This window comes from Kitasatospora sp. NPDC048407, assembly GCF_043200475.1.
GTDB lineage: Bacteria > Actinomycetota > Actinomycetes > Streptomycetales > Streptomycetaceae > Kitasatospora.
In genome coordinates, this window is record NZ_JBICXW010000008.1 from 134011 (window position 1) to 159726 (window position 25716).

General features: G+C 72.2%; 24 protein-coding genes. 7 read left to right on the top strand and 17 right to left on the bottom strand.

The window, feature by feature from the left end; genetic code table 11:
- Window positions 1-371: 371 nt before the first annotated feature.
- Both ACGFWJ_RS17600 and ACGFWJ_RS17605 read left to right on the top strand, forming a co-directional pair.
- Window positions 372-1547 carry a radical SAM protein gene (locus tag ACGFWJ_RS17600; RefSeq protein ID WP_392950280.1) on the top strand — a complete coding sequence of 392 codons (1176 nt, stop codon included), beginning with the start codon at window positions 372-374 and terminating at the stop codon, window positions 1545-1547.
- Window positions 1548-1601: 54 nt separating this feature from the next.
- On the top strand, window positions 1602-4472 hold the full coding sequence (locus tag ACGFWJ_RS17605; protein WP_392950282.1) for a S8 family serine peptidase: 2871 nt from the start codon (window positions 1602-1604) through the stop codon (window positions 4470-4472).
- Window positions 4473-4478: 6 nt separating this feature from the next.
- Here the strand turns inward: ACGFWJ_RS17605 and ACGFWJ_RS17610 are convergent, their stop codons facing one another.
- The 5 genes from ACGFWJ_RS17610 to ACGFWJ_RS17630 form a co-directional block, all read right to left on the bottom strand.
- Window positions 4479-5750 (bottom strand): MFS transporter, encoded by a 1272-nt coding sequence (locus ACGFWJ_RS17610; protein WP_392950284.1) that lies wholly within the window; start codon window positions 5748-5750, stop codon window positions 4479-4481.
- A gap of 15 nt (window positions 5751-5765) precedes the next feature.
- On the bottom strand, window positions 5766-6569 hold the full coding sequence (locus tag ACGFWJ_RS17615; protein ID WP_392950287.1) for a class I SAM-dependent DNA methyltransferase: 804 nt from the start codon (window positions 6567-6569) through the stop codon (window positions 5766-5768).
- 50 nt (window positions 6570-6619) lie between these two features.
- On the bottom strand, window positions 6620-7783 hold the full coding sequence (locus ACGFWJ_RS17620; RefSeq protein ID WP_392950290.1) for a radical SAM protein: 1164 nt from the start codon (window positions 7781-7783) through the stop codon (window positions 6620-6622).
- A gap of 135 nt (window positions 7784-7918) precedes the next feature.
- On the bottom strand, window positions 7919-8257 hold the full coding sequence (locus ACGFWJ_RS17625) for a hypothetical protein (protein WP_392950292.1): 339 nt from the start codon (window positions 8255-8257) through the stop codon (window positions 7919-7921).
- Between the two features lie 85 nt (window positions 8258-8342).
- Window positions 8343-8498 carry a hypothetical protein gene (locus tag ACGFWJ_RS17630; RefSeq protein WP_392950295.1) on the bottom strand — a complete coding sequence of 52 codons (156 nt, stop codon included), beginning with the start codon at window positions 8496-8498 and terminating at the stop codon, window positions 8343-8345.
- Window positions 8499-8736: 238 nt separating this feature from the next.
- Here ACGFWJ_RS17630 and ACGFWJ_RS17635 point away from each other — a divergent pair, with 238 nt between their 5' ends.
- Window positions 8737-9801, top strand: coding sequence for an NAD(+)/NADH kinase (locus tag ACGFWJ_RS17635; RefSeq protein WP_392950298.1), 1065 nt, complete (start codon window positions 8737-8739; stop codon window positions 9799-9801).
- 14 nt (window positions 9802-9815) lie between these two features.
- Here the strand turns inward: ACGFWJ_RS17635 and ACGFWJ_RS17640 are convergent, their stop codons facing one another.
- The 5 genes from ACGFWJ_RS17640 to ACGFWJ_RS17660 form a co-directional block, all read right to left on the bottom strand.
- On the bottom strand, window positions 9816-10640 hold the full coding sequence (locus ACGFWJ_RS17640; protein WP_392950300.1) for a carbohydrate ABC transporter permease: 825 nt from the start codon (window positions 10638-10640) through the stop codon (window positions 9816-9818).
- Window positions 10637-11563, bottom strand: a complete 927-nt coding sequence (locus ACGFWJ_RS17645; RefSeq protein ID WP_387858909.1) for a carbohydrate ABC transporter permease — start codon at window positions 11561-11563, stop codon at window positions 10637-10639. The genes ACGFWJ_RS17640 and ACGFWJ_RS17645 overlap by 4 nt, the downstream gene beginning before the upstream one ends.
- Window positions 11553-12851 (bottom strand): extracellular solute-binding protein, encoded by a 1299-nt coding sequence (locus ACGFWJ_RS17650; RefSeq protein ID WP_392950303.1) that lies wholly within the window; start codon window positions 12849-12851, stop codon window positions 11553-11555. The genes ACGFWJ_RS17645 and ACGFWJ_RS17650 overlap by 11 nt, the downstream gene beginning before the upstream one ends.
- A 136-nt stretch (window positions 12852-12987) precedes the next feature.
- Window positions 12988-13671, bottom strand: coding sequence for a pyridoxamine 5'-phosphate oxidase family protein (locus ACGFWJ_RS17655; RefSeq protein WP_392950306.1), 684 nt, complete (start codon window positions 13669-13671; stop codon window positions 12988-12990).
- A gap of 20 nt (window positions 13672-13691) precedes the next feature.
- Window positions 13692-14735, bottom strand: coding sequence for a zinc-dependent alcohol dehydrogenase family protein (locus ACGFWJ_RS17660; protein ID WP_392950309.1), 1044 nt, complete (start codon window positions 14733-14735; stop codon window positions 13692-13694).
- 141 nt (window positions 14736-14876) lie between these two features.
- Between ACGFWJ_RS17660 and ACGFWJ_RS17665 the strand changes: the two genes are divergently transcribed.
- Window positions 14877-17390 carry a glycoside hydrolase family 65 protein gene (locus tag ACGFWJ_RS17665; protein WP_392950312.1) on the top strand — a complete coding sequence of 838 codons (2514 nt, stop codon included), beginning with the start codon at window positions 14877-14879 and terminating at the stop codon, window positions 17388-17390.
- 120 nt (window positions 17391-17510) lie between these two features.
- Window positions 17511-18002, top strand: coding sequence for a flavodoxin family protein (locus ACGFWJ_RS17670; RefSeq protein WP_392950315.1), 492 nt, complete (start codon window positions 17511-17513; stop codon window positions 18000-18002).
- 12 nt (window positions 18003-18014) lie between these two features.
- On the opposite strand, the gene ACGFWJ_RS17675 is transcribed toward ACGFWJ_RS17670, so the two are convergent.
- The 6 genes from ACGFWJ_RS17675 to ACGFWJ_RS17700 all read right to left on the bottom strand — a co-directional run bounded on the left by ACGFWJ_RS17675 (window position 18015) and on the right by ACGFWJ_RS17700 (window position 23702).
- A complete protein-coding gene (locus tag ACGFWJ_RS17675) occupies window positions 18015-18701 on the bottom strand; it encodes a ribonuclease H (RefSeq protein WP_392950318.1) in 687 nt (228 codons plus the stop codon).
- Window positions 18702-18748: 47 nt separating this feature from the next.
- Complete coding sequence (locus ACGFWJ_RS17680; RefSeq protein WP_392950321.1) at window positions 18749-19933, bottom strand: ferritin-like protein; 1185 nt, start codon at window positions 19931-19933, stop codon at window positions 18749-18751.
- Window positions 19930-21888: a GMC family oxidoreductase gene (locus ACGFWJ_RS17685; protein WP_392950324.1), complete on the bottom strand. Its 1959-nt coding sequence runs from the start codon at window positions 21886-21888 to the stop codon at window positions 19930-19932. Before ACGFWJ_RS17685 ends, ACGFWJ_RS17680 begins: the two co-directional genes overlap by 4 nt.
- Complete coding sequence (locus tag ACGFWJ_RS17690; protein ID WP_392950327.1) at window positions 21885-22538, bottom strand: hypothetical protein; 654 nt, start codon at window positions 22536-22538, stop codon at window positions 21885-21887. The genes ACGFWJ_RS17685 and ACGFWJ_RS17690 overlap by 4 nt, the downstream gene beginning before the upstream one ends.
- A 152-nt stretch (window positions 22539-22690) precedes the next feature.
- Entirely contained in the window at window positions 22691-23089 is a 399-nt protein-coding gene (locus ACGFWJ_RS17695; protein ID WP_392950329.1) for an alpha/beta fold hydrolase, read from the bottom strand.
- Between the two features lie 16 nt (window positions 23090-23105).
- On the bottom strand, window positions 23106-23702 hold the full coding sequence (locus ACGFWJ_RS17700; protein WP_392950332.1) for a TetR/AcrR family transcriptional regulator: 597 nt from the start codon (window positions 23700-23702) through the stop codon (window positions 23106-23108).
- A 98-nt stretch (window positions 23703-23800) separates the two neighbouring features.
- Between ACGFWJ_RS17700 and ACGFWJ_RS17705 the strand changes: the two genes are divergently transcribed.
- Complete coding sequence (locus ACGFWJ_RS17705; RefSeq protein ID WP_392950335.1) at window positions 23801-24910, top strand: FtsX-like permease family protein; 1110 nt, start codon at window positions 23801-23803, stop codon at window positions 24908-24910.
- Window positions 24907-25572: an ABC transporter ATP-binding protein gene (locus ACGFWJ_RS17710; protein WP_392950338.1), complete on the top strand. Its 666-nt coding sequence runs from the start codon at window positions 24907-24909 to the stop codon at window positions 25570-25572. The genes ACGFWJ_RS17705 and ACGFWJ_RS17710 overlap by 4 nt, the downstream gene beginning before the upstream one ends.
- Window positions 25573-25579: 7 nt before the next feature.
- Here the strand turns inward: ACGFWJ_RS17710 and ACGFWJ_RS17715 are convergent, their stop codons facing one another.
- A complete protein-coding gene (locus ACGFWJ_RS17715) occupies window positions 25580-25675 on the bottom strand; it encodes an alpha/beta fold hydrolase (protein ID WP_392950341.1) in 96 nt (31 codons plus the stop codon).
- Between the last annotated feature and the right edge of the window lie 41 nt (window positions 25676-25716).

Sequence of the window (25716 nt, forward strand, 5' to 3'; positions counted from 1 at the left end):
GGGTGGGGGCGGGGGGACCAAGCAGGTTGCGGCCGCCACGCGGGATGTCGGTGGGGAGGAGCCGCATTCGCAGACGTGCAGCGAGTCGACGAAGGACGGCGGAGGCAGCGCCGACAGTCTCGTGGAACGGGTGGCGGCGGCGCTTCGGCCCATCATCGAGGACGAACTCAAGTGCTGCGGGGGCGGCGGCGGGCCGGGGCACGACAGTTCGGGGCCTCCCAGCGGGGCCGGCGGTGGGAAGGCCTCGGGGGCCGGGCCGGCGGGGCCGCCTCCTTCCTGAGTGACGTACTGACGTACCGAAGGGAGCGAGAGGTCGTGATCGCCTCTCGCTCCATCACGTGATGTGCCGCGCTGCGCCGTAAGGAGAGAAAGTGGAAACTGCCATTGCCGCCGCCCCGAGGCTGGGCCTCGCCATCCTGAAGGTGGCGGGGAGGTGCAATTTGGACTGCACGTACTGCTACGAATTCAATCTGGCGGACCAGACGTTGGCCGAAGGTCCGCGCATGATGTCGGACGAGGTTTTCTCCGCCACGATGGAACGCCTTCGCCGGCATGCCGAAATGAGCGGACAGCGCTCCGTTTCGCTGTCCTTCCACGGAGGGGAGCCGTGTCTGGTCGGGGCGGCGCGCTTCGACCGTTGGTGTACGGAGGCGCGCGCTTCGCTGCCGGGCCTTCGGGTGTACATCTCCATTCAGACCAACGGCACGCTCCTCAACCGCGAGTGGATCGATGTCCTGCTGAAGCATGACGTCGATGTCGGTATCAGCCTGGACGGGCCTCCGGACGTCCATGACACCTTCCGGGTCCGGCGCAACGGGAGCGGGTCGTACCGTGCGGTGCGCCGCGGTCTCGATCTGTTGCAGAAGCATGGCGTGCGGTACGGGATTCTGGCCGTGGTGCAGTTGGGGGCCGACCCGCTGAAGATTCACCGGCACTTCCTGGAGATCGGTTGTCGCAGTATCAGCTATCTGATGCCGGACATGACTCACGAAACCATCGGCGACGTGCACGAGAAGTACGGCCCGACTCCCTGTGCCGACTATCTGATCCCCATTTTCGAGGACTGGTGGAACAATTCGACGCTGGAAGTGCGGATCCGGAACTTCTGGGAGGTGTCCCGTCTGATTCTCGGCGGGTCGAGCCACGTCGATGCCCTGGGGAACATTCCGTTGGGATTCGTCGTGGTCAATCCGAGTGGTGACATCGAAGGGCTCGATGTCCTCAAGGCGTGCGAGGAAGGGATGGTGCGGACGGGCATCAATGTTCTCCGGGACGATTTCGTGGACCTGATCGAGGCGAGCCCGTTGCACAGTCAGATGGTTTTCGACGGTGCTCCCCTGCCGAACGACTGCGTGGGGTGCGTCGAGATGAGCACGTGTGCGGGCGGCTATCACCCGCACCGGTATTCGCGGGACCGTGGTTTCGACAATCGCAGTGTGTGGTGCGCCGACCTGCTGAAGATTTTCGGGCATTTGCGCCGGCGACTCGATGTGGAACCCAAGGAAACGCTCCGGCTCCGCCGCGAGTTGGCCGGCGCCCCGGCGTGATGGGCCCGGCCGGAACCAGCTGTTCGTGCGCCGAAGGAAGAAAGTGAAGTGACGATGAGCGACCCCAGCACGGGTGGTCAATCCGCGAGCGATGAACTCGCGTACTTTCCCAACGCGGGCAGTGCGCAGCTCGCACTTGTCCGCGACCCGGTGAAGTTCAGCGTTCGCTTCGGCATCGAACGCGATGCGTTGCAGCCCGAGGCCCAGGACCTGCTGCGGAACCGGGCCACTCAGGTGGAGCAGCTGGCCGGCCAGCAGCTCATCGTGTACACGCTGAGCCCGGCCGAGGCGGCGAGTGCGGTGCAGGTGCTCAACCGGGAGCGCAGTGTGGAGGTCGCCGCGCCGGTGCTCCATCGGGCGGGGGGCGGGCAGGACGACATCTACGTCACCAGCAACTTCGTCGTGCAGTTCCGGCCGGAGGTGACCCGTGCACAGATCGACCAGCTGAACAGTCAGCACGGGGTGCGGGTCGTGGAGGAGCTGGGGTACGCCGAGAACGGGTTTCTGCTCGCGGCTCCCGCCGGCGCGGACGGGCTGGGGGCCATCCGGATGGCCAACACCTACCGCGCCACGGGCCTCACCCTGTTCTCCCACCCCGACCTGATCTCGAAGAAGCACCGGCGCCGGGCCGCCACGGTGGCGGCCCCGGCGGGGGCGGGGCCGTCGGTGCAGGCGCTGCGCGATGCCGGCTATGTCTCCCTCCAGTGGCATCTCCAGGCCGCGAATGTGGTGGACGCGTGGTCGCTCACCATGGGCGACCCCGCCATTCACGTCGCGATCCTCGACGACGGCACCGATACGAGCCACCCGGAGTTCGCCGGGAAGCTGGGGCCTCAATTCGATTTCTCCGCGCACATCCCCGACGCCACGCCGAAGTCGGACCTGGAGAACCACGGCACCGCCTGCACCGGGGTTGCCGCGGCGAAAGGGATCCGGGCGTCCGGTGCGGCTCCGGAGTGCTCGCTCATGCTCGCGCGCTTCCCCGAGTACCTCGGATCCGCCGACGAGGCGCGCATGTTCCAGTGGGCCGCGGACAACGGGGCCGACGTCATCAGTTGCAGCTGGGGCCCGCCGGACGGGGCGGGTGCCGCCGAGCCGCTGCCCGGCGCCACGGACGCAGCCATCGCGTACTGCCTGCAGAAGGGCCGCGGTGGCCGGGGGATCCCGATCTGCTGGGCGGCCGGGAACGGCAACGAGTCGGTGGATAAGGACGGCTATTCCTCGAATCCGAACGTCATCGCGGTGGCCGCCAGCACCAACCGTGAACGCCGCGCCTACTACAGCGATTTCGGCAACGCGATCTGGGTCTGTGCCCCGTCGAGCGGTGCCGGCTCGCTCGGCGAGAAGTCCATCCTCACCACCGACCGCACCGGCGCCAAGGGATACAACGACGGATCCGAGGGCGTGGACGCCGACTACACGAATTCCTTCGGTGGCACCTCGTCCGCCGCGCCGCTGGTGGCGGGCATCATCGGGCTGGTTCTCTCGGCGAACCCCGGGCTGACCGCCCAGCAGGTGCGGGGCATCCTCAAGGACACCGCCCGCAAGATCGGTGACGGCTACGACGCGACCGGGCACAGCCCCGACTACGGATACGGTCAGGTGGACGCGCACGCCGCCGTCCTGGCGGCCCAGTCCCAGTCGCAGTCCTCGTCCTCGTCCGCTTCCCCGCCCCAGTCCGGTCGCGACTTGTCGGTCTCGGGGCCGGCCGCTGTCAGCCGCTCGGGTCCGCCGCCCGTGTTCACGCTGGATGCGGGGCCGGGGCCGCAGTTGTTCTTCGCGGTGGAGGTGGCGACGGCGGCGATGCTGTTCGATCGTGCCGGTCATGGGGCGGAGCGGACGGCGGACACGTTCTATGCGTCGTGGCAGGACACGGGGTTCCTGTCGGGCGGTCAGTACAGCCTGCCGGATCAGGCGTGGCAGCGGCTGCGTGCGGCGGATGCCCTGTACTTCCGTGCCTGGTTCAGCAGTTCGTCCCAGCAGTGGACGGACGCCCGGGCGACCACGTCCGACCCCGACTTCGCCTCCGCACCCGCTATCAGCATTACCGGTCAGGCCTCGGCGGACCGTGAGTTGTCGGTCTCGGGGCCGGCGGGTGTCAGCCGCTCGGGTCCGCCGCCCGTGTTCACGCTGGATGCGGGGCCGGGGCCGCAGTTGTTCTTCGCGGTGGAGGTGGCGACGGCGGCGATGCTGTTCGATCGTGCCGGTCATGGGGCGGAGCGGACGGCGGACACGTTCTATGCGTCGTGGCAGGACACGGGGTTCCTGTCGGGCGGTCAGTACAGCCTGCCGGATCAGGCGTGGCAGCGGCTGAGCGCGGCGGACGTCCTGTACTACCGTGCCTGGTTCAGCAGTTCGTCCCAGCAGTGGACGGACGCCCTGGCGACCACGCCCGATTCCGACTACGCCGGCGCGCCCTCGGTCGCCGTCGGGGCGGCGGAGCAGGTCGCGGCCCTGCATTCCGTGGAGCATCCGCAGATCAGTGGACCGGCCGAGGTGGCTTCGGACGGCCCGGCGCCGGTGTTCGGCTTCAGCCTGCCTGCCGCCATGCGGTCCTACCGGGTGGAGATCGCCGCCGACGCCGGGCTGCTCGACGCGGCCGCGGCCGCGAGCCGGAACGCGCTCAACTTCTTCGCCTCCACGACTGCCAACGCGCGCGGAACCGGACAGTACCGGCTGCCCGGCGCGGTGTGGGAGCAGCTGCGGCAGAACCCTGACCTCTACTACCGGATCGCGGCCGCGAGCACACCGGCCGACGCACCCGACTGGGTCGCCCTGGACTACTCCACGCCCGACGCCGTCGCCGAGCGCGCCCCGCGCCTGGCCGTCACCGCTCCGCTGGGCGGACACGGAACGGGCCGGGTGCTCGCCACAGGTGCCACCAATGTCACCGATCCCGACGAACTCCACTGGCGTCAGCTCTGACGGAGCTCACTTCTGTGCGGCCGGGGCGACCGGTGCGGGTCTTTGGGCGGTGGCCGGGTCGGGCGTCGGCGTGGGGGCGGTGTTGACGGCGGCGCGCAGGCGTGGGCTGGTGGCGAGGGCGGCCAGGGGGAGGATCAGGGGCGCGACCAGGACGATCGAGGCGGTCGGGCCGCCCGCGCCGGTGATCAGGAAACCGGTGATGCCGGGCCCGGCCCAGGCGATGCTGCCGGCCAGCAGGATGACCGCCGCCGAGATCCGGCCCTGGAGGTGGGTCGGGGAATCCAGGCTGACCTGGAGGAAGACCAGCGAGCCGATCAGCGGCAGGAAGAAGACGATCACGCCCACCGCCGCGACGGTGAGCAGCATCGAGCCGAGCGCCACCAGCGGCGTGACCACCAGCCACACCGTCATCACGCCCAGCAGCACGGTGGCCGGCCGGAACCGGCGCAGGACCCACCCGGTGCAGACGCCGCCGACGATCCCGCCGCACCCGGCGGCGGTCAGCACCCAGCCGGCCGAGACCGGGTGGCGTCCCACGTCCGAGGCGCCGATCGCGGCCAGCAGTTCGATGGCGCGGCCCAGCAGGTTGATGTAGGCGACGACGCCCACCAGGAACAGCAGCGGACGCCGTCGGGCCACCCAGCCGAAACCCCGGGTGAGCTCCCCGGCCGTGTGGCGCACCGGACCCGCGCCGTTCCGGTCGGACGGCGGGCGCGGCAGGTGCTCGTACACCACCTGGGAGAGCAGGGCCAGGGAGAGCAGGTAGGAGACGGCGTCCACCAGGAAGGCGATCGGCGCGCCGAGGGTGAGCAGCAGCCCGCCCAGTGGCGGGCCGACGGCGATGGCGATGTTGGTGCGGACGATGGTGCGGGTGATCGCCTCCCGCCGCCGCTCGACCGGGACGGACTGCCGCAGGACGCCCGACTCGGCCGACGAGAACAGCGTCGAGATTACGGCCGTCGCCGCCGCGGCGGCCACCGCGACGACCGTGGTCAGATGGCCCATCGCCAGCGTGAGCACGAGCAGCAGCGCGATCACGGCCCGGCCGGCGTCGCAGAGCAGCATCAGCGACTTGCGGTTGACCGTGTCGGCGATCAGACCGCTGGGCAGTTTGGCGACCAGCTGGGCGACACCCACGGCCGTGGCCACCAGGGCCGCGTCCACCGCCGACCGGGTGGAGGCCAGCACCGCCAGCGGCAGGGCGAGCGAGGTCATCTCGCTCGCCATGTCGGACATCGCCTGGCTGACCCAGATGAGCGTGTAACTCCTGCTGATCACGGCCCGGTCCCGGTGTCAGCCGGCGGTGCGGCGAACGGCGACGTACAGGCCCTTGGTGTGGCTGTCCTCGTCCACCGAGTCGGCCATGCTGCCGTCGCGGTTCAGGCCGTGCGCCGCGACCAGGTCCAGGCCGGCCGCGTCCAGGAGACGGGTGAACTCCTCGACGGAGTGGTGCCGTTGGAGGTGGTCGATGCTCTCCCGGGACCACACCCCGGGGGCCTCGGCGGACCGCCGGAAGGCGGTCATGTTCAGCCGGAACCGCTCCGGGTCGCCGTCCTCGGGCAGGAAGCGGCCGCGCAGGGTCACGTGCAGGCCCTCCGACTCGAAGACGTGCGGCTCGTGCATCAGCCGGTAGCCGTGCCGGGTGTTGGCGTCGAAGACCAGCACGCCGCCCGGGCTCATCACCTGGCCCAGGCTGACCAGGGCCTCGGCCAAGTGGGCGGGGTCGGCGAGGTAGTTGGCGATGTCGCTCATGCACAGCACCACGTCGTAGGGCCCGCCGTGCGCGAACGGCAGCCGGATGTCGTGCACGTGGAAGTCGATGCCGGTGTCCGCGTGGGTGGTCCGCGCGATCGCGATCATGGCGGGGCTGATGTCCGTCCCCGTCGGCCGGAAGCCGCGCTCCGCGAACGCCACGGTGCTGCGACCGGTGCCGCAGCCCGCGTCCAGCAGGCGGTCCCCGGGCGGGGTGGCGCGCTTGATCAGCTGCTCCAGCAGGTCGCCGAAGAGGGTGTAGTTGTCCTCGCGGGTGAGCGCGTCGTAGAACGGGGCGGTGGCGTCGTAGGCGACGGCCGCGTGGTCGGTGGGGACGGTGCTCATGAGCGACTCCTGTTCGGGGTGGGTGCGGTGGGGCGTGCCGGCCGGTGTCCTCACCCGGCCGCGAGCGCCTCGGTGCGGCGCTTGTGGGTGCGCAGCAGTTCCAGCAGGCCCACCGAGAGGGTGTCGTCGAACGCCCGGGAGGCCGCCTCGGTCGCCGACTGCTGGGCGAACTCGCCGCAGCTGACCCAGCGTTCCTGCGGGTAGGAGGTGTAGCCGCCGTCGATGTCCCCGACCTCGTACCCGGGCTTGCCGATCGTCTCCCAGCAGCTGTACAGCGTGCCGTCCGCGTTGACGACCGCGCCGGAGGTGCCGTCCCGCTCGCCGCAGAAGCCGCACTCGCCGCCGCCGGGCCAGTTCACCGTGAACCCGGCCTCCAGGGCGGCGGTGTAAGCGGCCAGGATGGTCTCCACCTCGCCGCCGGAGCGGTCCAGCACGTCGCCGAACATGCCCTCGTAGTTGAGCACCGGGGCGATGTCCAGGGTGCAGCGCGACGGGTCCATCCGTTCGGCCAGCGACCGGACCAGGCCCTCCAGGTGGGGCAGGCCCTCGGCGGTGGTGTTGAGCCGCAGGCCGAACCGCAGGGCGGTGGCGCCCTGGACGGCCGCGAGGTTGTCGAGGATCGACTCGTAGGTGCCGCGACCGGACCGGGTCGCGCGCAGCGAGTCGTGCAGCTCCTTCGGGCCGTCCAGGGTGATCTGCACCGAGCGCAGCCCGACCTGCTCCAGCTTCTCGGCCCGGCGGGGCGTCAGCAGCACCCCGTTGCTGACCATCGAGGCGGCGACCGGCCCCAACGCGGCCAGGCGGACCAGGAGTTCACGGCACGCCCACGGGTTGAGCAGCGGCTCGCCGCCAAACAGCAGGACGAACAGCCGCCGGGCGCCCGCGCGTTCCATCCGGGGCCGGGTGAACTCGACGATCCGGTCGATGGTGGGGCCGTCGAGCACCTGCCTGTCGATCCGCGGCGGGTCGAAGCGCCCCGGCTGGGCGGCGTCGGTGTTCTGGAAGCAGTACGGGCAGCCGAGGTTGCAGGCCGTCGAGGTGACCACCGTCAGGCTGTAGTCGCTCTTCGGCGCGCGCCGCGTGAGGTCCGCCTGCTCCAGCTCCCGCGCGCCCTCCTCGGTCAGCACACCGTCCCGGTAGTAGCGGTGGGGCAGCAGCAGCGTCCCGCCGGGGCCAAGGTGCCAGACGCCGGACCTGCCTTCGATGATTCTCACGGTTGGCCTGCGCTTCCTGTGACGGGGGCTTCCTGCGGCGAGTGCTTCCTGCGACGAGTCGGACGGGGCATCCGAGCGGAAACGGGGCGCGTGGCCGGAACCCGGGCGCGGCTCCACGGATCCGGCCACGCAGCACTAGCTCTCGAGGTCCGTGTCGTAGACGCCGCAGATCACCTTGGCGCCCTCGTGCATCTCGGCGGTGTGGGCGAGGACGTCCTCGGAGTTGGAGGGGTATTCCTTGTCGTAGATGCCGCAGACGACCTCGGCGCCCTCGTGCATCTCGGCGGTGTGGGCGAGGACGTCCTCGGAGTTGGAGGGGTACTCCTTGTCGTAGACGCCGCAGACGACCTCGGGGGCCTCGAGCTTCTCGGCGGTGTGGGCGAGGACGTCGTCGGCGTTGCCGAGGGGCGACGCCTTGTCGTAGATGCCGCAGACGACCTCGGGGGTCTCGAACTTCTCGGACTTCTCGGACATGAGTCTCTCCAGGGGGTGGAAGCGGATGTTCCGGGTGTCGTTCGCCAGTGCCCGGGCAGCCTCGGAGCGACTGCCGGACGGGCCGTCAGGCCGGGTCTTCGGTGCGCTCGCCGTCCGGCTCGGGGGCCGGTTCGGGCAGGTCGATGCCGTGGGCCACGACCTCGTCGTCCGAGACGCTGAGGGGCTCCATGTAGAGCTTGCAGCCCATCAGGTCGGACCCGATTTCGAACTTCTCGATCATCTGGCGCCTCCCGCGTCGGCTGTGCGGCGGATTGCCGTACCAGCGCGGCACCAGCATTGGCGGGTCCGGTTCAAAAGCGGTCCGTCATCGCTTAATTACCGGCTAATGCACAGGTCAAGGCCGCGTCGGCGGCATGTCGGCGGACCGATCGTGCGCGGGGATCCGAGGATTGGCCGGATGACAGCATGCGGCGCCCGCACTCCGGCGGGAGGGGCCGCCGAACGGGACGAGGTCCAGCATGGCCGTGCAGCACGTCGGGCTGGTTGTTCACCAGGGGCGGGCCGCCGCGCGGGAGGCGGCGGGGGTCGTGCGCGGGTGGTGCGCGGCGCGGGGGGTTCCGTGCACCGAGATCGACGTGTGGTCGCCGCACCAGCAGCGCCGCTCCGGGCGGGAGGAGGCCCGCGCGGCCGGGAACCCGGACCTGGTCGTCACCCTGGGCGGGGACGGGACCTTCCTGCGCGGCGCCCGGATCGCCGTGAAGACCGGCGCCACCGTGCTCGGGGTCGATCTGGGGAAGGTCGGCTTCCTCACCGAAGTGCCGGCCGACGACCTCGCCACCGCCCTCGACACCGTGCACGCCGGCCACGCCCCCGTCGAGGAGCGGATGACGCTGACCATGCGCGCCTCCCGGCCGCCGGAGGTCCCCGCCGAGCTGGAGCCGTTCCTCAGCCACGGACGCGGCCCCACCCTGCCGCCCCCGCAGGCACGGCCGGAGGGCATCGTCGGGGACGGCTGGGGCGTGCCGCTGGACGTCAACGCCCTGAACGACGTGGTGGTGGAGAAACTCGCCCGCGACCACCAGGTCGGCGCGGGCGTCTACATCTCCGGCAGGCTGCTGGCCGCCTACTCCGCCGACGCCCTGGTGGTCGCCACGCCCACCGGCTCCACCGCGTACAGCTTCTCCGCCGGCGGGCCCGTGCTCTCCCCGCACATGGACGCCGTCGTGTTCACCCCGATCGCCGCCCACATGACCTTCAGCCGCACCGTCGTCGCCGCCCCCGACGAACCGGTCGCGCTGCGCATCCTGCCGAACTCCGGCCGCGCCGCGGTCAGCGTCGACGGCCAGCTCCGGGGCGTGCTCGACCCCGGCGACTGGATCGGCGTCTACCGGGCCCCGCAGCGCGTACGGCTGGTCCGGCTCCACCCCACCGACTTCTACGGCCGGCTCCGCGACCGCTTCCGGCTCACCGACGCCCCCGCCACCTCCGCCGACGGGGCGGCCGCCCCGTTCTTCCGCCCCGACTCCTGCGTCCCCCCGGACCTGGCCGGCCTGCGCCTGACGCCGCCGGCCGCGGCCCGCTGAGACACGCGCCGGGGTCAGCCCTTGACGGCACCGGCGGCGAGGCCGGAGGCGATTCTGCGCTGGACGACGAGGAAGAAGACGACCACGGGGAGTGCGGTCAGGGTGGCGCCCGCCATCAGGCCGCCGTAGTCGGTGCCGAAGCTGGTCTGGAAGGAGACCAGCCAGATGCTGACGGTCTGTTTGGTCGGGGTGGAGAGCAGGACGTAGACCAGGACGTACTCGTTCCAGGCCTGGACGAGTGCGAACACCGAGGTGGCGACGATGCCGGGGGCGAGCAGGGGCAGGACCACCCGGCGGAACGCGCCGAGGCGGCTGCAGCCGTCGACCATGGCGGCCTCCTCGAGTTCCACCGGGACGCCGGCGATGAAGCCGCGCAGCATCCACACCGTGAACGGCAGCGTGAACACCAGGTAGGTGATGATCACACCGGCGATGCTGTCGGTCATTCCGACGTCGTTCAGCAGCAGGTACACCGGGATGATCAGGGCGGTGAGCGGGACCATCTGCACGACGAGGATCACCACCACGAACGCCCGCCGGCCCAGGAAGCGGAAGCGGGCCAGGGCGAACGCGGCGAGGGTGCCGACCACCAGGGAGACCAGGACGGTGCCGACGCCGATCACGACGCTGGAGCGCACGTTGGCCCAGAAGGTCTCGGTGTTCAGGGCCCGGGCGAAGTTGGCGAGCGTGGGGCGGCCCGGCCAGAAGTGGGGTGGCAGGCTGAGGATTTCGCTGGCCGGACGGAACGCGGTGAGGACCATCCAGTAGACGGGGAATCCGATCACCGCGGCCACGGCCAGTCCGAGCAGGTCGCGGCCGAGGGATCGCCGGTGCCTCATTCGATCTCTCCCGTTCTGAGCATCTGACGCAGGTGGACGACCGATCCGGCGAGCAGCAGGACGACCGTCACCAGCGCGATCGCGGCGCCGGTGCTGTACCGGTTGACGGCGAACGACTCGATGAAGGAGTAGATGCCGAGCAGGTAGTACTCCCGTTCGGGCTGGCCGCCGCGCATCAGCCAGATCTGGTTGAAGACGCCGAAGTCCCAGATGGCCATCAGCGTGGTGACCATCAGCAGGACCGGCCTGATCACCGGAAGGGTGACGTGCCGGAAGACCTGTGACGGCCGGGCGCCGTCGAGCACCGCGGACTCCTCCAGCTCCGCCGGGACCTGCGCCAGCGCCGCCCGCAGGGTGATCGCCGCGAACGGCAGCGCCCCCCACACCACGACCGCGACGATGACGGCGAAGCCCTCCCACGGGTCGGTGAACCAGTTGTGCTTGGCCAGGTCGACGCCGGGCAGCCGGGAGAGCGTCCAGTTCACCGCGCCGTAGTCGGCGTCGAACAGCCAGCGGAAGATCGACGCGGCGACCATGGCGGGCATCGCCCACACCGTGACCAGCACCCCGGCGATGACGGCCCGCACCCACGGCGAGACGCGGTGCATCAGCCGGGCGGTGAACAGTCCGCAGGCCACGGTGAGGGCGACGCACACGGCGGTGAACAGCACCGTGCGGAGCACCACCGTCCAGAAGAACCCGTCCCCGAGGATCCGCCGGAACTGCTCCAGCCCCGCCCAGGGCGGCGCCGCGCCGCTGAACAGCTGCTCGCGGGTCATGTCCTGGAAGGCGAGCACGACCATGTCCACGAGCGGGTAGCCGAGCACCAGGACGAGCGCGAGCACGGTGGGGCCGATCAGCAGGTACGGCAGCAGGGACGGGCGGCGCCGGGGCCTGCCAACGCCCTTCGATTCAGCGCTCATTGATCACTGCGTCGATCCGCTTGTCGGCGTCCCGGGTGGCGTCCTGCACCGAGGCCTTGCCGTTGGCGATCCGTTCGAGCATCTCGGGCAGGATGTTGGACTTCTCCACCGACGTCCAGCCGGGTGCGAACGGCGTCATCCAGCCCCCGGTGGCCGCTGCCTGCGCGGCCGGGCCGTTGATGCCGCCGGCGGCGACCTCGGCCAGCTGGGCGGTGTTGTTGGGCAGGGTGTTCGCGGCGATCAGCTCCTGCTGCGACTCCCGGTCGGTGAACATCCTGATCCAGTCGGCGGCCAGGTCCTTGCGCGCGGACTTGGCCGGCACGGCCAGGGTGGAGCCGCCGAGGAACGGCGGCAGGAGCTTTCCGGACGGGCCGGGGAAGGGGAAGGTGGCGAACTCGTCCTTCAGCTTCGGGTCCCCGCCCACGGTCGGGTCGGCGGCGCCGTCGGCCTCCCAGGTGTTGCCGTAGAACACGCCCACGTGCCCCTGCCCGACGACGCCCGGCTGATCGCCGTTGTCCTTGGAGCGGTCGCCGACGTAGTAGGTGTCGATCAGCCGCTTCCACTCGGTGAGCCCCGCGACGGAGGCCGGGGAGGACAGCGAGGACTTCCAGCGGCCCCCGTCCTTCACCGCGATCTCGCCACCCGCGTCCTTCACGAACGCCATGGCCGCGTACCAGTAGCGGCCCGGCATGTAGAAGGCGGAGAAGTTGGGGTCGGCAGCGCCGAAGGTGTTCTTCAACTTGTCGAAGGCGGAGGTCAGTTCGGGGTACGTCTTCGGCGCCCCGGGGACGCCGGCCCGAGTGAACAGGTCGGTGCGGTAGATGCCGACCCGGGCCCCGACGTAGTAGGGCACGCAGTAGGTCCTGCCGTCGTTGCGGCACGCGTCGGCCAGCGCCGGAAGCCAGGCGTCCGACTGGTCGAAGCGGGCCGGGTCGAGCGCGGAGAAGGCGCCGTTGACGATGTAGTTGGTGGTCTCGCTGTTGCCCATCTCCACCACGTCGGGCACGTTCTTCCCGGCGAGGACGGCATCCAGCTTCTGGTTCTTCGTCGTCCACTGCTGGTACTGGACCTCGACCTTGGCCCCGGGGTGGGCCTTGGCGAACCGGTCATTGGTGGACTGGACCAGTTGTGGCCAGCTCTCCTGGGCGTCCACGGCCAGCCACACCGTGAGCTTGCCGCCCGACCCGGAACCTCCTCCCGAGCCGGAGCCGGAGCCGCACCCGGCCGCGGCCAGGGACAGGAGGAGTAATGCCAGGACGGCAGGGCGAATGAACGGGCGAGTGGTCATGGGGGTCTCCAACTGCACTGTGGGGGTTGTGTCCTGACTACCCCTCAGGCGGGCCGGAGCTTGCAAAGGTCTAGACATTTGGCCGGAAGACGACGGCCGGTGTCCCACGGAGGTGCGGCGCCCCGGGGTCGCCGGCTCAGTCTTCGTCCTCGGCGGGCATGCTGGTGATCCGGCGGCCGGTGACGGACACCGGACGGATGCGGATCCAGCTGGTGCGCGGCCCGCCCGCCCAGGGCTGGACGGCGAGGTCGCGCATCAGCCGCTGGAGCGTCGGCTCGTCGTCGATCCGCTCGGCGGTGCCGGTGACCAGCACGCTCCAGCCGTTGCTCCGGTGGTCGTCGATCCGGTCGACCTCGAAGGAGACGTCGGTGCCGGGCGGCGGGTCGGCGGCGCTGTGGTGGTGGGTGCGGTAGACGACGGTGTGCCGGTCGACGGCGTAGTTCACCGGGAGGATCGCCGGGCCGTGTTCGCCGGGCAGCCCGATCCGTCCGACACCCCGGGTGCCCACCCGGTCCCAGCACTCCTCCTCGGTGAGCCGCACCAGCACCGGCCGGGGAGCGGGCGGTGCCTGCCCGGGAGGCGGGTCGGCGCGGCCGGCGACCAGCTCGTGGTAGGTCAGGCCGAGCGCGGCGGCGATCCGCAGGAAGCCGTTGGGGTCGAAGCCCGGACCGGCCGCGGTCAGCAGCTCCAGGTAGGGGCGCGACATGCCGGCCCGGTGGGCCAGCGCGTCCGGACCGAGGCCGATTTGAGCCTGCCGGTCGGCGATCCGGTGGGCGACCGCGGCGGCGGCCGACGGGCCGGTCCGGGGGTGCGGTTCCATGGATTTCCACCTCCTGGCGGTCAGGCCCGGAACAGGGCGACCTTGAGCGCCCCGGTCCCGGCGGCGTTGCCGAAGACGTCGTAGGCGTCCGGCATCTCGTCGAGCCCGAACCGGTGGGTGACCAGGCCGGTCACGTCGAGCCGCCCGGCGGCCAGCAGGTCGAGCAGCAGCGGGGTGCTGTCGGTGTCGACCAGGCCGGTGGTGATGGTGATGTCCTTGATCCACAGGTCTTCGAGGTGCAGCACGGCGGGACTGCCGTGCACGCCGATATTGGCGACGTGCCCGCCGGGCCGCACCAGCCGGGTGCAGAGCTCGAAGGTGTCGGGGACGCCGACCGCCTCGATCGCCACGTCGACACCGAGCCCGTCCGGGCTGAGCGCCCGCACCGCCTCCTCCGGGTCGCCGTCGCCGGGCAGCACCTCGTCGGCCCCGGCCCGCTCGGCGGCGGCCAGCCGGCCCGGCGCCAGGTCGACGGCGATGATCCGGCGCGGGCTGAACAGGCGGGCGGTGGCGATCGCGGCCAGGCCGATCGGCCCGGCACCGATCACCGCCACCGTGTCGCCGGGCCCCACCCGGCCGTTCAGCACCCCCACCTCGTACGCGGTGGGCAGGATGTCGGCGAACATCAGCGCGGTCTCGTTGTCGACGGTGTCCGGCAGCGGGTGCAGCGAGTTGTCGGCGAACGGGGCGCGCACGTACTCGGCCTGGGTCCCGTCGACCAGATGCCCCAGGATCCACCCGCCGCCGCCCGTGCACTGCCCGTACCTGCCCTGCCGGCAGTACCCGCAGCGCCCGCAGGCCGAGATGCAGGAGACCAGCACCCGGTCACCGACCGCGACGGTGCGGACCGCGCTGCCGGTCTCGACGACCGTGCCGACGGCCTCGTGGCCGAGCACCCGGCCCTCGGTGACCTCGGGCACGTCGCCCTTGAGGATGTGCAGGTCGGTGCCGCAGATGGTGACGGCGTCCACCCGGACGACCGCGTCCTCCGCGTCGCGGACCACCGGGTCGGGGACCTCGCCCCAGGTGCGCCGGCCGGGCCCGTGGTAGGTCAGTGCCTTCATCGCTCTCACGCCCTCCGCTGTCGCTTCCCCTACCAGCCTGGGCGGTTCCGGCCGCCCCCGCCACGGTTGCCGGAGCGGCACGGCCGCCGACCCCGTGCGCACACTGGAAACCGGGCGACGCACACGGATGGAGGTGGACGCGTGCAGTCCGACACCCCGCAGCGGCGGGCCGAGGCCCTGCACCGGCTGATGCCGGACGCGTGGACGCTGCGCCACCGCGGGTTCGCGCCACTGGACGAAGGGCTCCGCGAGGCGCTGTGCGCCGTCGGGAACGGCTACCTGGTCACCCGCGGGGCCGCGCCCGAGGCCGTCGCGGACGGCGTGCACTACCCCGGCACCTACCTGGCCGGCTGCTACGACCGCACCGCCTCCCAGGTCGGCGGGCGGGTGTTCACCCACGAGGACCTGGTCAACTGCCCGAACTGGCTGCCCGTGACCTTCCGCTGCGCGGACGGCGACTGGTTCACCGGCCCGCCCGCCGAGCAGGAACTCGAACTCGACCTGCGCCGCGGCGTCCTGACCCGCCGCGCCCTGTGCGTGGACGGCGCGGGGCGGCGCACCCGGCTGGTCCAGCGCCGGATCGCCAGCCAGGCCCGGCCGCACCTGGTGGCGCTGGAGACCGTCCTCACCGCCGAGAACTGGTCCGGCCGACTGGAGGTCCGCTCCGCGCTCGACGGCACCGTCACCAACAGCGGCGTGCCACGCTACGCGGGACTCACCGGCCGGCACCTCACCCCGCTGCGCCAGGGCCTCGACCCGGACGGCACGCTGTGGCTGGAGGTGTCCACCGGCGCGGGCCGGCGCATCGCGCTCGCCGCCCGGCACCGCGTCCGGGTCGGCGGCCGGCCCGCCGAAGTCGCGTCCGCCATGGCCGCGCCCGCCGAGGCCGCGTCCGTCGAAGTCGCGTCCGTCGAAGTCGCGTCCGTCGAGGCCGCGTCCGCCGGCCTGACCGGCGAGGGCCTGGCCGGCGAGGGCCTGGCCGCCACCACCTTCGCCGTGGAGGCGTCCGCCGGCACGGCCGTCACCGTCGACAAGGCCGTCGCCGTCCACACCTCGCACGACCCGGCCACCGGCGACCCGCTCGACGCCGCCCGCCAACTCGTCGCCGAAGCCGAGGACTTCGACCACCTGCTGACCGAACACGCCCTGCGCTGGGCGCAGTTGTGGCGGCGCTGCCGGATCGACGCGGACTTCCCGGGCCGCGGGCCGCTGCACCTCGACCTGTTCCACCTGCTGCAGACCTGGTCGGAGCACTCCGCCGACCTGGACGTCGGCGTACCGGCCCGCGGCCTGCACGGCGAGGCGTACCGCGGCCACGTCTTCTGGGACGAACTGTTCGTCCTGCGGGTCCTCGACCTGCGCTTCCCCGAACTCGCCCGCGCCGTCCTGCGCTACCGCCACCGCCGCCTCGACGCCGCCCGGCGCGCCGCCCGCGCGGAGGGCCGCCGCGGCGCCAGCTACCCCTGGCAGAGCGGCAGCGACGGGCGGGAACAGTCCGCCCAGGTGCACCTCAACCCGCTGTCCGGCCGCTGGCTGCCCGACCACAGCCACCTGCAACGGCACATCGGCTCCGCCGTCGCCTACAACATCTGGCAGCACTACCAGGCCACCGGCGACCTCGGCTTCCTCGCCGAGACCGGCGCCGAGACGCTGCTGGAGATCGCCCGCTACTGGGCGTCGGCCGCCGAGCACGTGCCGTCCCGCGGGCACTGGTCGATCCGCGGGGTGCTCGGCCCCGACGAGTACCACGACGCCTACCCCTGGGCGGACCGGCCCGGGCTCGACGACAACGCGTACACCAACGTCCTCGCCTCCTGGGTCCTCGCCCGCGCCCAGGACACCCTCGACCTGCTGCCCGACCGCCGCCGCGGCGAACTGACCGAGCGCCTCGACCTGGACGCCGCCGAACTCCAGCACTGGCAGGACGTCGGCCGGCACCTGCACGTGCCCTTCCACGACGGAGTGATCAGCCAGTTCGACGGCTACGAACACCTCGCCGAACTCGACTGGGCGACCTACCGCCGCCGCTACCCCGACCTGCGCCGCCTCGACCGGATCCTGGAGGCCGAGGGCGACACCGTCAACCGCTACCGGGCCTCCAAACAGGCCGACGTGCTGATGCTCTGGTACCTGTTCTCCGCCCACGAGGTCCGCGACCTGCTGCGCCGCCTCGGCCACCCCGCCGAACACGAACTGATGCGCCGCACCGTCTCCCACTACCTGCACCGCACCGTCCACGGCTCCACCCTGAGCTCCGTCGTGCACGCCTGGGTACTGACCCGCTGCGACCGCCGCGCCTCCTGGAAGCACTTCCGCGACGCGCTCACCGCCGACCTGCGCGACAGCCAGCGCGGCACCACCCGCGAGGGCATCCACCTCGGCGCGATGGCCGGCGCCGCCGACCTGCTGCAACGCTGCTACACCGGCCTGGAACTGCGCGAGGACGCCCTGTGGCTCGACCCGAGGCTGCCTGCCGCGCTCAGCGGCCTCGCCCTCGACCTGCACTACCGCGGCCACTGGGGCGTGCGGATCACCGTCGACCGGCAGACCGCGACCGTCGCCCTCGGCACGGACCGGCCGGAACCCGTCACGGTGCGCTTCCGCGGCACGGCCGTCCCGGTGCGGCCCGGCGAGAGCCGCACCTTCACGCTCTGACCGGGCCCGATGCCCCACGGGCCAGGGCCGGTCGGCCCTCGCCCGTCCCACCGGGCACGCCTACCGTGGAAATTGCCGGTGTGCGGCCGTTCGAGCCGCCGACGGAGGAAGGAAGCAACGATGCGTGCCGTGATCGTCTACGAGAGCATGTACGGCAACACCGGGCAGGTCGCCCAGGCGATCGCCCACGGCATCCGGACGACCAAGCCGGACGCCGACGTGCGGTGCCTGCCGGTCGCCGAGGCCGAGACCGAGGCCGTCGGGGACGCGGACCTGCTGGTGGTCGGCGGCCCCACACACATGCGGGGCATGTCCACCGGCCTCAGCCGTACCGTCGCCGCGAAGACCGGCGCACCGGAGGAGAGCCCCGGCCTGCGTTCCTGGTTCCGGTCCCTGCCGGCCGAGGGCGCGGGCACCCGCGCCGCCGCGTTCGACACCCGGGTCGAGGGGAAGCACTCCGGAGCGGCGGCCGACGGCATCGCCGCGCGCCTCACCCGCCACAACTACGACCTCACTGCCGAGCCCGTCGGCTTCCTGGTGGAGGACGTCGGTGGACCGCTGCGCGACGGCGAGCTGGACCGGGCCAAGGAGTGGGGTGCGGCGATCGCCTGACGGGCGCGGCCGTCAGTGGGCGGCGGCGCAGTCCGGGTGGCCCCAGCCGGAGCCGACCTTGGTGATGGTCGCGCCCTTCGGGTACGCGGTGCCGCACGGGCAGGTGCCCGGGAAGCGGGCGGCGAGGGTGCGGCCTCCGGCGGACTTGGTGGTGCTCTTCGCGGCGGTGGCCCGGCGGGGCCTGCTCGCGGGCTTGGCGGCCGAGCTCTGCGGGTCGGGCTCGGGCAGGTCGGCCGCGGTGCCGGACGCGCCCTGCTGGGTGCGGGCGGCGTCGCTGGCGGCCTTGTCCGCGATGGCGTTCAGCGGGTCGCCGTCCACCTGGTGCGCCGCGACGTAGACGAAGGTGACGTCCCGGCCGGTCAGCAGCGCGTCGATCCGCTGGATCAGCTCCTGATTGGCGACCGGCTTGCCCGCGGCGGTCTTCCACCCGTTGCGCTTCCACCCCGCCAGCCACTTGGTGACGGCGTCGCGGGTGTAGGTGCTGTCCAGCCGCACCTCCAGCGGCACGCCCGGGTCGGTGGAGGCCAGCAGTTGCTGGAGGGCGGTCAACTCGCCGATGTTGTTGGTGCTGTGGCCGAGCGCCCCGGACTCCCAGCGCTGCGGCACGGCCGCACTGTCGGCGACCACGTACGCCCAGCCCGCCGGCCCGGGGTTGCCCTTGGCTGCTCCGTCACATGCGGCGATCACTCGTTCAAGCATGTGTCGATCATGCCAGGCGCCGCACCGGGGCGGCGGCGGGTGGTTGGTCAGGCGAAGGCCTCGGGGGAGGGGGAGTGGGCGGCGGACAGGTCGATGGGGGCGCCCGGGTGGAGGGTGGTGGCCCGGAGGTTGTGGGTGACTTCGGTGGTGGCGGCGTCGAACTGGGGGGCGGTGATCTCGAAGGTGGCGCTGGCGAAGAGGCCTTGGGCGGCGAGGGCCGGGTCGGGGTGCGGGTTGTGGGACAACTGGGCCGCGCGGTCGCGGAGTTCGAGCATGGTGGGGATGGCCAGGGCGAGGTGGCGGGGGCAGCCGTCGAAGGCGGAGGCGAGGTAGCGGAGCAGGACGGCGTAGCGGGAGTTGAAGGCGACGGCCTGCTCGTAGACGCCGCTGGTCTGCTCGTACCGCTGGTAGTCGGCGACCTTGGAGTCGCCGTGGATCGGGTAGGCGTCGTCCCAGGAGACGTCGATCAGCGGGCCGCTGGGCGGGTCCTTGGGGCGGTCGTGCGGGCCGTAACCGCGGCCGGTGTAGATCTCGTTGAAGCGGAACCAGTGGGCGAGTTCGCGTTCCTCGCCGAACACCTCGTTGCTGTTCCAGATGGTGTCGTGGACGCCCTCGCCCTGTTCGGTGATGGTCTCGATCGCCAGCAGCGCGGTGGCCAGGTCCCCGATCGGGAAGACTTCGCCGCCGGAGTTGTAGAAGTCCTCGGGGCCGACCTGGCGTTCGGGGCCGCCGGTGAAGACCCGGTCGTGGCCGAGGGTGCGGACGAGGTACTCCAGGCCCTGGCGGATGGTGTCGTAGAACTGTCCGATGGAGGTCCAGCCGTCGCCGGGGGTGGCCGGGGGCGTCATGCTCTTCGGCTGTTCGATCCGCAGGAAGGTCTTCAGCGCCTCGGGGGAGAAGTGCCGCAGGCCGATCGACGGGACGGTCTCGCCGCTGAACGGCAGCCTCGCCGGGTACTCGGCGACGACCCGGGAGTCGACGATCGGGGTGCCGCCGACGGCGTTGAGCAGGTTGGCGGCCAGCGTCATGTGGAGCATCTCCTCCATCAGGACGGCGCGGATCCCGTAGTAGGCGGGCGTGTTGGTGCCGGGGCGGATGGTGTACATGCCGGTCATGTAGACCGGGATGGTGAGGTGCTCGACCTCCAGCGCCGCCTGGAGGTAGGTGCGCAGCTCGTCCAGGGTCTTCGGGACGGCGAAGCCGGCCTTCTCCACTGCCAGGGCGGTCCTCATGCGGGTACCTCCGCTTCGTCGGCGCCCCGGATGTCGGCCGGGCGCCGGTCGAGGAGCAGGTCGGTGTGGATCTGCTCGGCGCTGCGCAGGGCGAGGGCCAGCATGGTGAGGGTGGGGTTGCTGGTGCCGACGGACGGCATGCTGCCGCAGCCGACGGCGTACAGGTTGGGGTGTTCCCAGGTGCGCTGGAAGCCGTCGACCACGGAGTCCTTCGGGGAACTGCCCATGATGTGCGTGCCGGCGCCGTGCCCGGCGCCGCTGTAGCCCAGGTCCATCGTGGTGCCGTCGACGGTGTGGGTGAAGTGGCCGAGCGAGGGGACGCCGTCGCGCGGCGCGAAGTCGGTGTAGTCGGTGGCGCCGAGGTGCTGGAAGATCTGCCCGGCGACCAGGCGGGCCGCGTAGATCCCGTCGCGGGTGTGCTGGTCGAGGTCGTAGGTGAGGACGGGGCGCAGGTTGCCCATCGCGTCGCGGTAGCGGCGGTCGACGGTGACCCGGTTGGCCGGGTTCGCGGACTGCTCGACGGCGACCTGGAGTTGGAGCTGCCGGCCGATGGTGGAGCCGAGCAGGCGGCGCAGTTCGGGGCCGAAGACGCCGTCGGGGCGGACCTCGCCGTTCCTGTCGCCGCCGATGCCGAGCGCGGTGGCGACGTTGCTCATCGGGGCGCCGGTGGCCCAGCCCCAGCCCCAGTTGCCGATCTCGATCCGGAACGGGGCCCGGCGCCGGCGTCCGTCCCCGAACCGGAAGACCTCCCAGCCGGAGGTGTGCCCGGGCCCGCGGAACGGGCCGACCGGGCCTCGCTTCTCGTCGGCGAGCGCCCAGTTGAGGATGGTGGGATGGTCCATCAGGTTGCGGCCGACCTGGTCGCTGCCGTTGGCGAGCCCGGAGAACAGCAGCAGGCGGGCGTTCTCGATGGCGTGCGCGGCGAGCACCACCGTGTTCGCCTCGACCACGTACGACCGGCCGACCGGCGAGACCGGGTCGGTGTAGGCGCGGAACTCGACGCCGCTCACCCGGCCGCCCATGGTCGGCCCCGCCAGGCGGACCCGGGTCACCACGCAGCGGGTGACGAGCGTGACCGTCCTCGGGAAGCGGGCCTGCTGGCGCAGCGGGTGGGACTTGGCCTGCACCGGGCAGATCGGCACACAGCTCGCGTTGCCCACGCAGCGCTCGCCGTAGTTGGGCAGGCCCACGGCGCTCGCCGGCCGGTACGGTTCCGGCTTGTAGTCCGGGTTCGGGGTGGAGTTGCGGGCCTGCGGCAGGCTGTGGATCTTCAACGGGTAGGTGTCGTGGGCGACTTGGTCCGGGATCTGGGTGCCGTCGAGGCCGGTGCAGTACTGGTCGATGTAGCTGGGCGGGATCCGGTGCATCGGGTAGACGTAGTCGGGGTCCGTGACGACACCGAGCTCGCGCTGATCGGCGGCGTCCCCGGCCACGCCGATCTCCAACTCGGCCCGGGCGTACCAGGGTTGCAGGTCCGCCGCGTCGATCGGCCAGTCGCGGCCGTAGCCGAAGCGCTCCTTGGTGGCGAAGTCCTCGGGGTGCATGCGCGGCACCGCCCCGAGCCAGTGCATCGCCGCGCCCCCCAACTCCCGCAGGTAGTCGGTGCCGTAGGGCAGCCGGCCGTTCTGCACGAAGTAGCCGCCTGCGGTGTACTCCCGCTCACCGGGCTCCGGGTCGGTCACCGGTGCGAGGTCGAGGACGTCGGGGAAGGGGGCGGCGGTGCTGCGCCGGTAGGCGGAGTTGGGCACCTTGGCGACGGCCGAGTAGAAGGTGGACAAGGAGCCCAGGTAGCCGGGCCAGGTCTCGGTGCCGCCGTTCCCGGCCTCCAGGACCAGCACGTGCCAGCCCCGGTCGCCGAGGTCCTTGGCGAGCAGGCTGCCGGCCCAGCCGCCGCCGACGATGACGACATCGTAGCGGCGGCGGACCGCCTCGTCCGCGCTGACGGTCCCGGTCATGCCTCCTCCTTCGAACTGCCGCGCCGTTCGGTGGCGGTGGGGACGACGGCGGACGGTCGTTCGGCGGCGGTGGGGACGGCGGACGGCGGAATGTGGCGGGCGGCGCGGAGCCCGGGCAGCAGGTGCCCGGGGACGGCGTCCAGGGCGACCTCGGCGGTCAGCCCGGTGCGGAAGGGGAGTTCGGCGAGGCCGAGGCCCTCGCGCAGCGCCGCGGTGTCGGGCTGGGCGGGCGGCTCGACCGCCCAGGTGCCGAAGCCCGGCGGTTTGGCGCCGGACGGGTGCCCGTGGAAGGTGCGCCAGGCCAGGCCCTCGACGTAGGACTCCGGGGCGACCACGAACTCCTCGTTGGCCACCTGGCGGCGCAGCGCCGCGTGGGCGGCCGGTGCCAGGCGGGGCCAGGCGCCGGTGAGCCACAGGTAGGTGAGCGCCCGGGCCACCTCCAGGTGGACGGGGGAGAGGCTCTGCGGGCCGCCGCCGTCCGCGACGGCGGCCTTCCAGGCGGCCCAGAACTCGCCGAACTGCTCGGCCCCGACCTGCTGTTGGGCGGTCTCCAAGTAGCGTTCGGCCATGCCGGTGCCGTACAGGTCGAACGCGGAGAACCCGGTCAGCGGCACGGACAGCTCGACGAAGTCCTCAACCTCTTCGGTCACAGCGGGAATTGTCATCGCGCTCCTCTCTCACGGGGGAGGTCGCCCGGCCCGGGGCGGATGCCGGGATCCTGAACTGTTCTCGGGCGAACTGCCTTGATTCTTCGCCCACCTGGGTACCGCGTTGTGCTGTCCGCCAAAGGGGGGCCCGGAATTCACTCGTCCGGGTCAGCCAGGGTTTCGAGGAAGGCCGAGACCGCTTCGAGGAACGCCTCGGGCTCGGTGTCGTGGATCATGTGCCCGGCGTCGATGGTGACGAGAGTCCCGCCGGGGATCCGGGCGGCCAGCTCGGCGACGCCGTCCTGCGGGAGGTGACTGGACGGGCCGCCGGCCAGCACCAGGGTCTTCGCGGTGATCTCGCCGAGCTGCTCGAGCCAGCGGGGATCGGGCCGGTCGATCTGCCGGCGGACGGGCGCCACCAGCTCCCAGTCGAAGGCCAGTTCGCCGTCCGGCCGGGTCGGGACGCTCGGCGTCCGCGGGCGCGGCACCGGTACGTCCTCCAGCACCAGCCCACGGACCCGCCGCGGCCGGCGCTGGGCGAGCAGATAGGCCACGATGCCCGGCGGGCCGTCAGTCGGCGGAAGGGCGTACGGCGGTGAGGGCGGCGACGGCGAGGGTGGTGGTGCGGTTGGTGGTGGGGTGGTAGGGGGCGCCGGATTCGAGGGCGGTGACGGCGGCGTTGACCAGGCCCTGGAGGAGGCGGGCGGTGAGTTCGGGGGAGGTGTCGCCGAGGTCGGTGAGGGCCTGGAGCAGGGGGGCGAGCAGTTCGTGGTGGGCGTGGCCGGCGGCCTCGCGGAGGGCGGCGGCGTCGCGGTCGCCGGCCAGGGCGCGGGCGATCCGGTGCTCGCCGTCGCGGACGAGTTCGCACTGGGCGCGGACGTAGGCGGCGACGCGGAGTTCGGGGGTGTCGGCGGCGGCCATCGCGGCGGTGATCCGCTCGGTCCAGCGCGGGGTGGACTCCTGGACCACGGCGGCGAGCAGTTCGGCGCGGTCCGCGAAGTACTTGTAGACGCTGTTGCGGGCCAGGCCGGTGCGGCGGGCGACGGCGGTGAAGGTGACGGCGGCGGCGTCGCCCTCGGTCTCCAGCAGTTCGCGCGCAGCCGTGACCAGCGCCCGGCGCTGCTGGGCGCGGTGGTCGGCGACCGTGGCGGCACTGATCTTCGGCATCTCAACAGTCTAGGAGCCCGGACGGCCCCCGGTTTGGGGACGCCGCGTCCCCATGTTCTATCTTGGGGACACACTGTCCCCATCTCGGAAGGAGCACGGTGTACCTCGCCCTGCTCGAACTCAAGGCCGCCCGCGGCCGCTTCCTGCTCATGGGCTGCGTCGTCCTGCTGGTCGCCGCCCTGGTCGGGATCGTCTCCGGGTTCACCACCGGACTCGGTGACGACACCGTCTCCGCGCTGCGCCGCCTGCCCGCCACCCACCTGGCGTTCTCCCCGGACACCAAGTCCGACCAGTTCGCCCGCAGCCTCGTCCCCGCCGAGACCCTGACCGGCTGGCAGCAGCAGCCCGGCGTCCGGGCCACCCCGCTCGGCGTCGGCATCACCCGCGGCACCACCGACCGGCACACCGAGGTCGACCTCGCCGCGTTCGGCGTCGAACCCGGCTCGTTCCTCGACCCCGGCGCCGAGGACGGCCAACGCCTCGGCGGCGACGACCAGTTGGTGATCTCCCGAAAGCTCGCCGACGAGGGCGTCGCGATCGGCGACACCCTCACCGTCGACCGGCTCGGCATCGCCCTCAAGGTCACCGGCATCACCGGCCGCGCCTCCTACGGCCACGTCCCGGTCGGCTACGTCACCACCGCCACCTGGCAGCGGATCCGCTTCACCACCCCCGGCGCGAAGACTCCCGCCGCCGAACTCCCGCACCAGTACAGCGCGATCGCCCTGCAGGCTGGGACGTCGGACCTCGCCGCCGCCGACCGCGAGCTCGGCACCCGCACCGTCGCGCTGGATGACGCCTTCGCCGCCGCGCCCGGCTACACCGGCGAACGCGTCACCATGACGTCCATCCAGTTCTTCCTGTACCTGATCGCCCCGCTGGTGGTCGGCGCGTTCTTCGGCGTCTGGACCGTCCAGCGGCAGCCCGAACTCGCCCTGCTGCGCGCGATGGGCGCCTCCCGGCGCCGGCTGCTCGGCCACACCCTCGTCCAGGCCGCGGTCGTGGTGATCGGCGGAACCGCGGCCGGCGCCGCGCTCGCCTCCGCCGTCGGGCTGCTGGTCGGCACCGAAGTCCCGTTCAGCCTCCCGGGGTTGGCGCTCACCGCCACCATGGGCACCGTCGCCCTGGCCGCCCTCGCCGGCGCCGCCCTCACCCTCCGCCGGGTCGCCACCGCCGACCCGATGACCATGCTGGGAGCCGGACGATGACCACGCTGACCCTCCGCCAGGTGTCCGTCTCGCTCGGCCGCGGCGACGCACGGACCCCCGTGCTGCGCGGCATCGACGCAACCTGCCGCCCGGGCGTCCTCACCGCACTCGTCGGCCCCTCCGGCTCCGGGAAGTCCACCCTGCTCGCCGTGGCGGGCGCGATGCTGCGCCCCGACGAGGGCCAAGTGCTGCTCGGCGACACCGACTTGGCGCCGCTCGGCGAGGCGGAGCGGGCGAAGGTCCGCCGCGAACGGATCGGGTACATGTTCCAGAGCGGCAACCTGCTCGGCGGACTCACCACCGTCGAACAGCTCCTCGCCGCCGCCTCGATCGCCGGACGCCCCGCCCGTCGGCTGCGCCCCCGGGCCGAGGCCGCGCTCGGCGAGGTCGGACTCGGCCACCGGCTGCGGCACCGCGCCGACCAGCTCTCCGGCGGCGAACGCCAACGCGTCGCGCTGGCCCGGGCGTTGTTCCTCGAGCCGGACCTGCTGCTGATCGACGAACCCACCGCCGCCGTCGACCGCGAACAAGCCGGCACCCTCACCGAGCTGATCGCCAACACCGCGCAGGCCCGCGGCTGCGTGGCACTGGTGGCCACCCACGACCCGGTGGTGACCGAAGCGGCGGGGGACGTGATCGACATGGCTGCCGGGCCGCGCTGAGGCGGCGTCAGCAGGGGAGAGCTTCGGCGACCGCGCGGGCGAAGGCCTCGGGGTTGTCGAGCATGATGTTGTGACCGCAGTCCGGGACCGCCCGGACGGTCACGCCCGAGGCCACCAGCCGCTCGGCGTCGGCGGGCGCGCCGT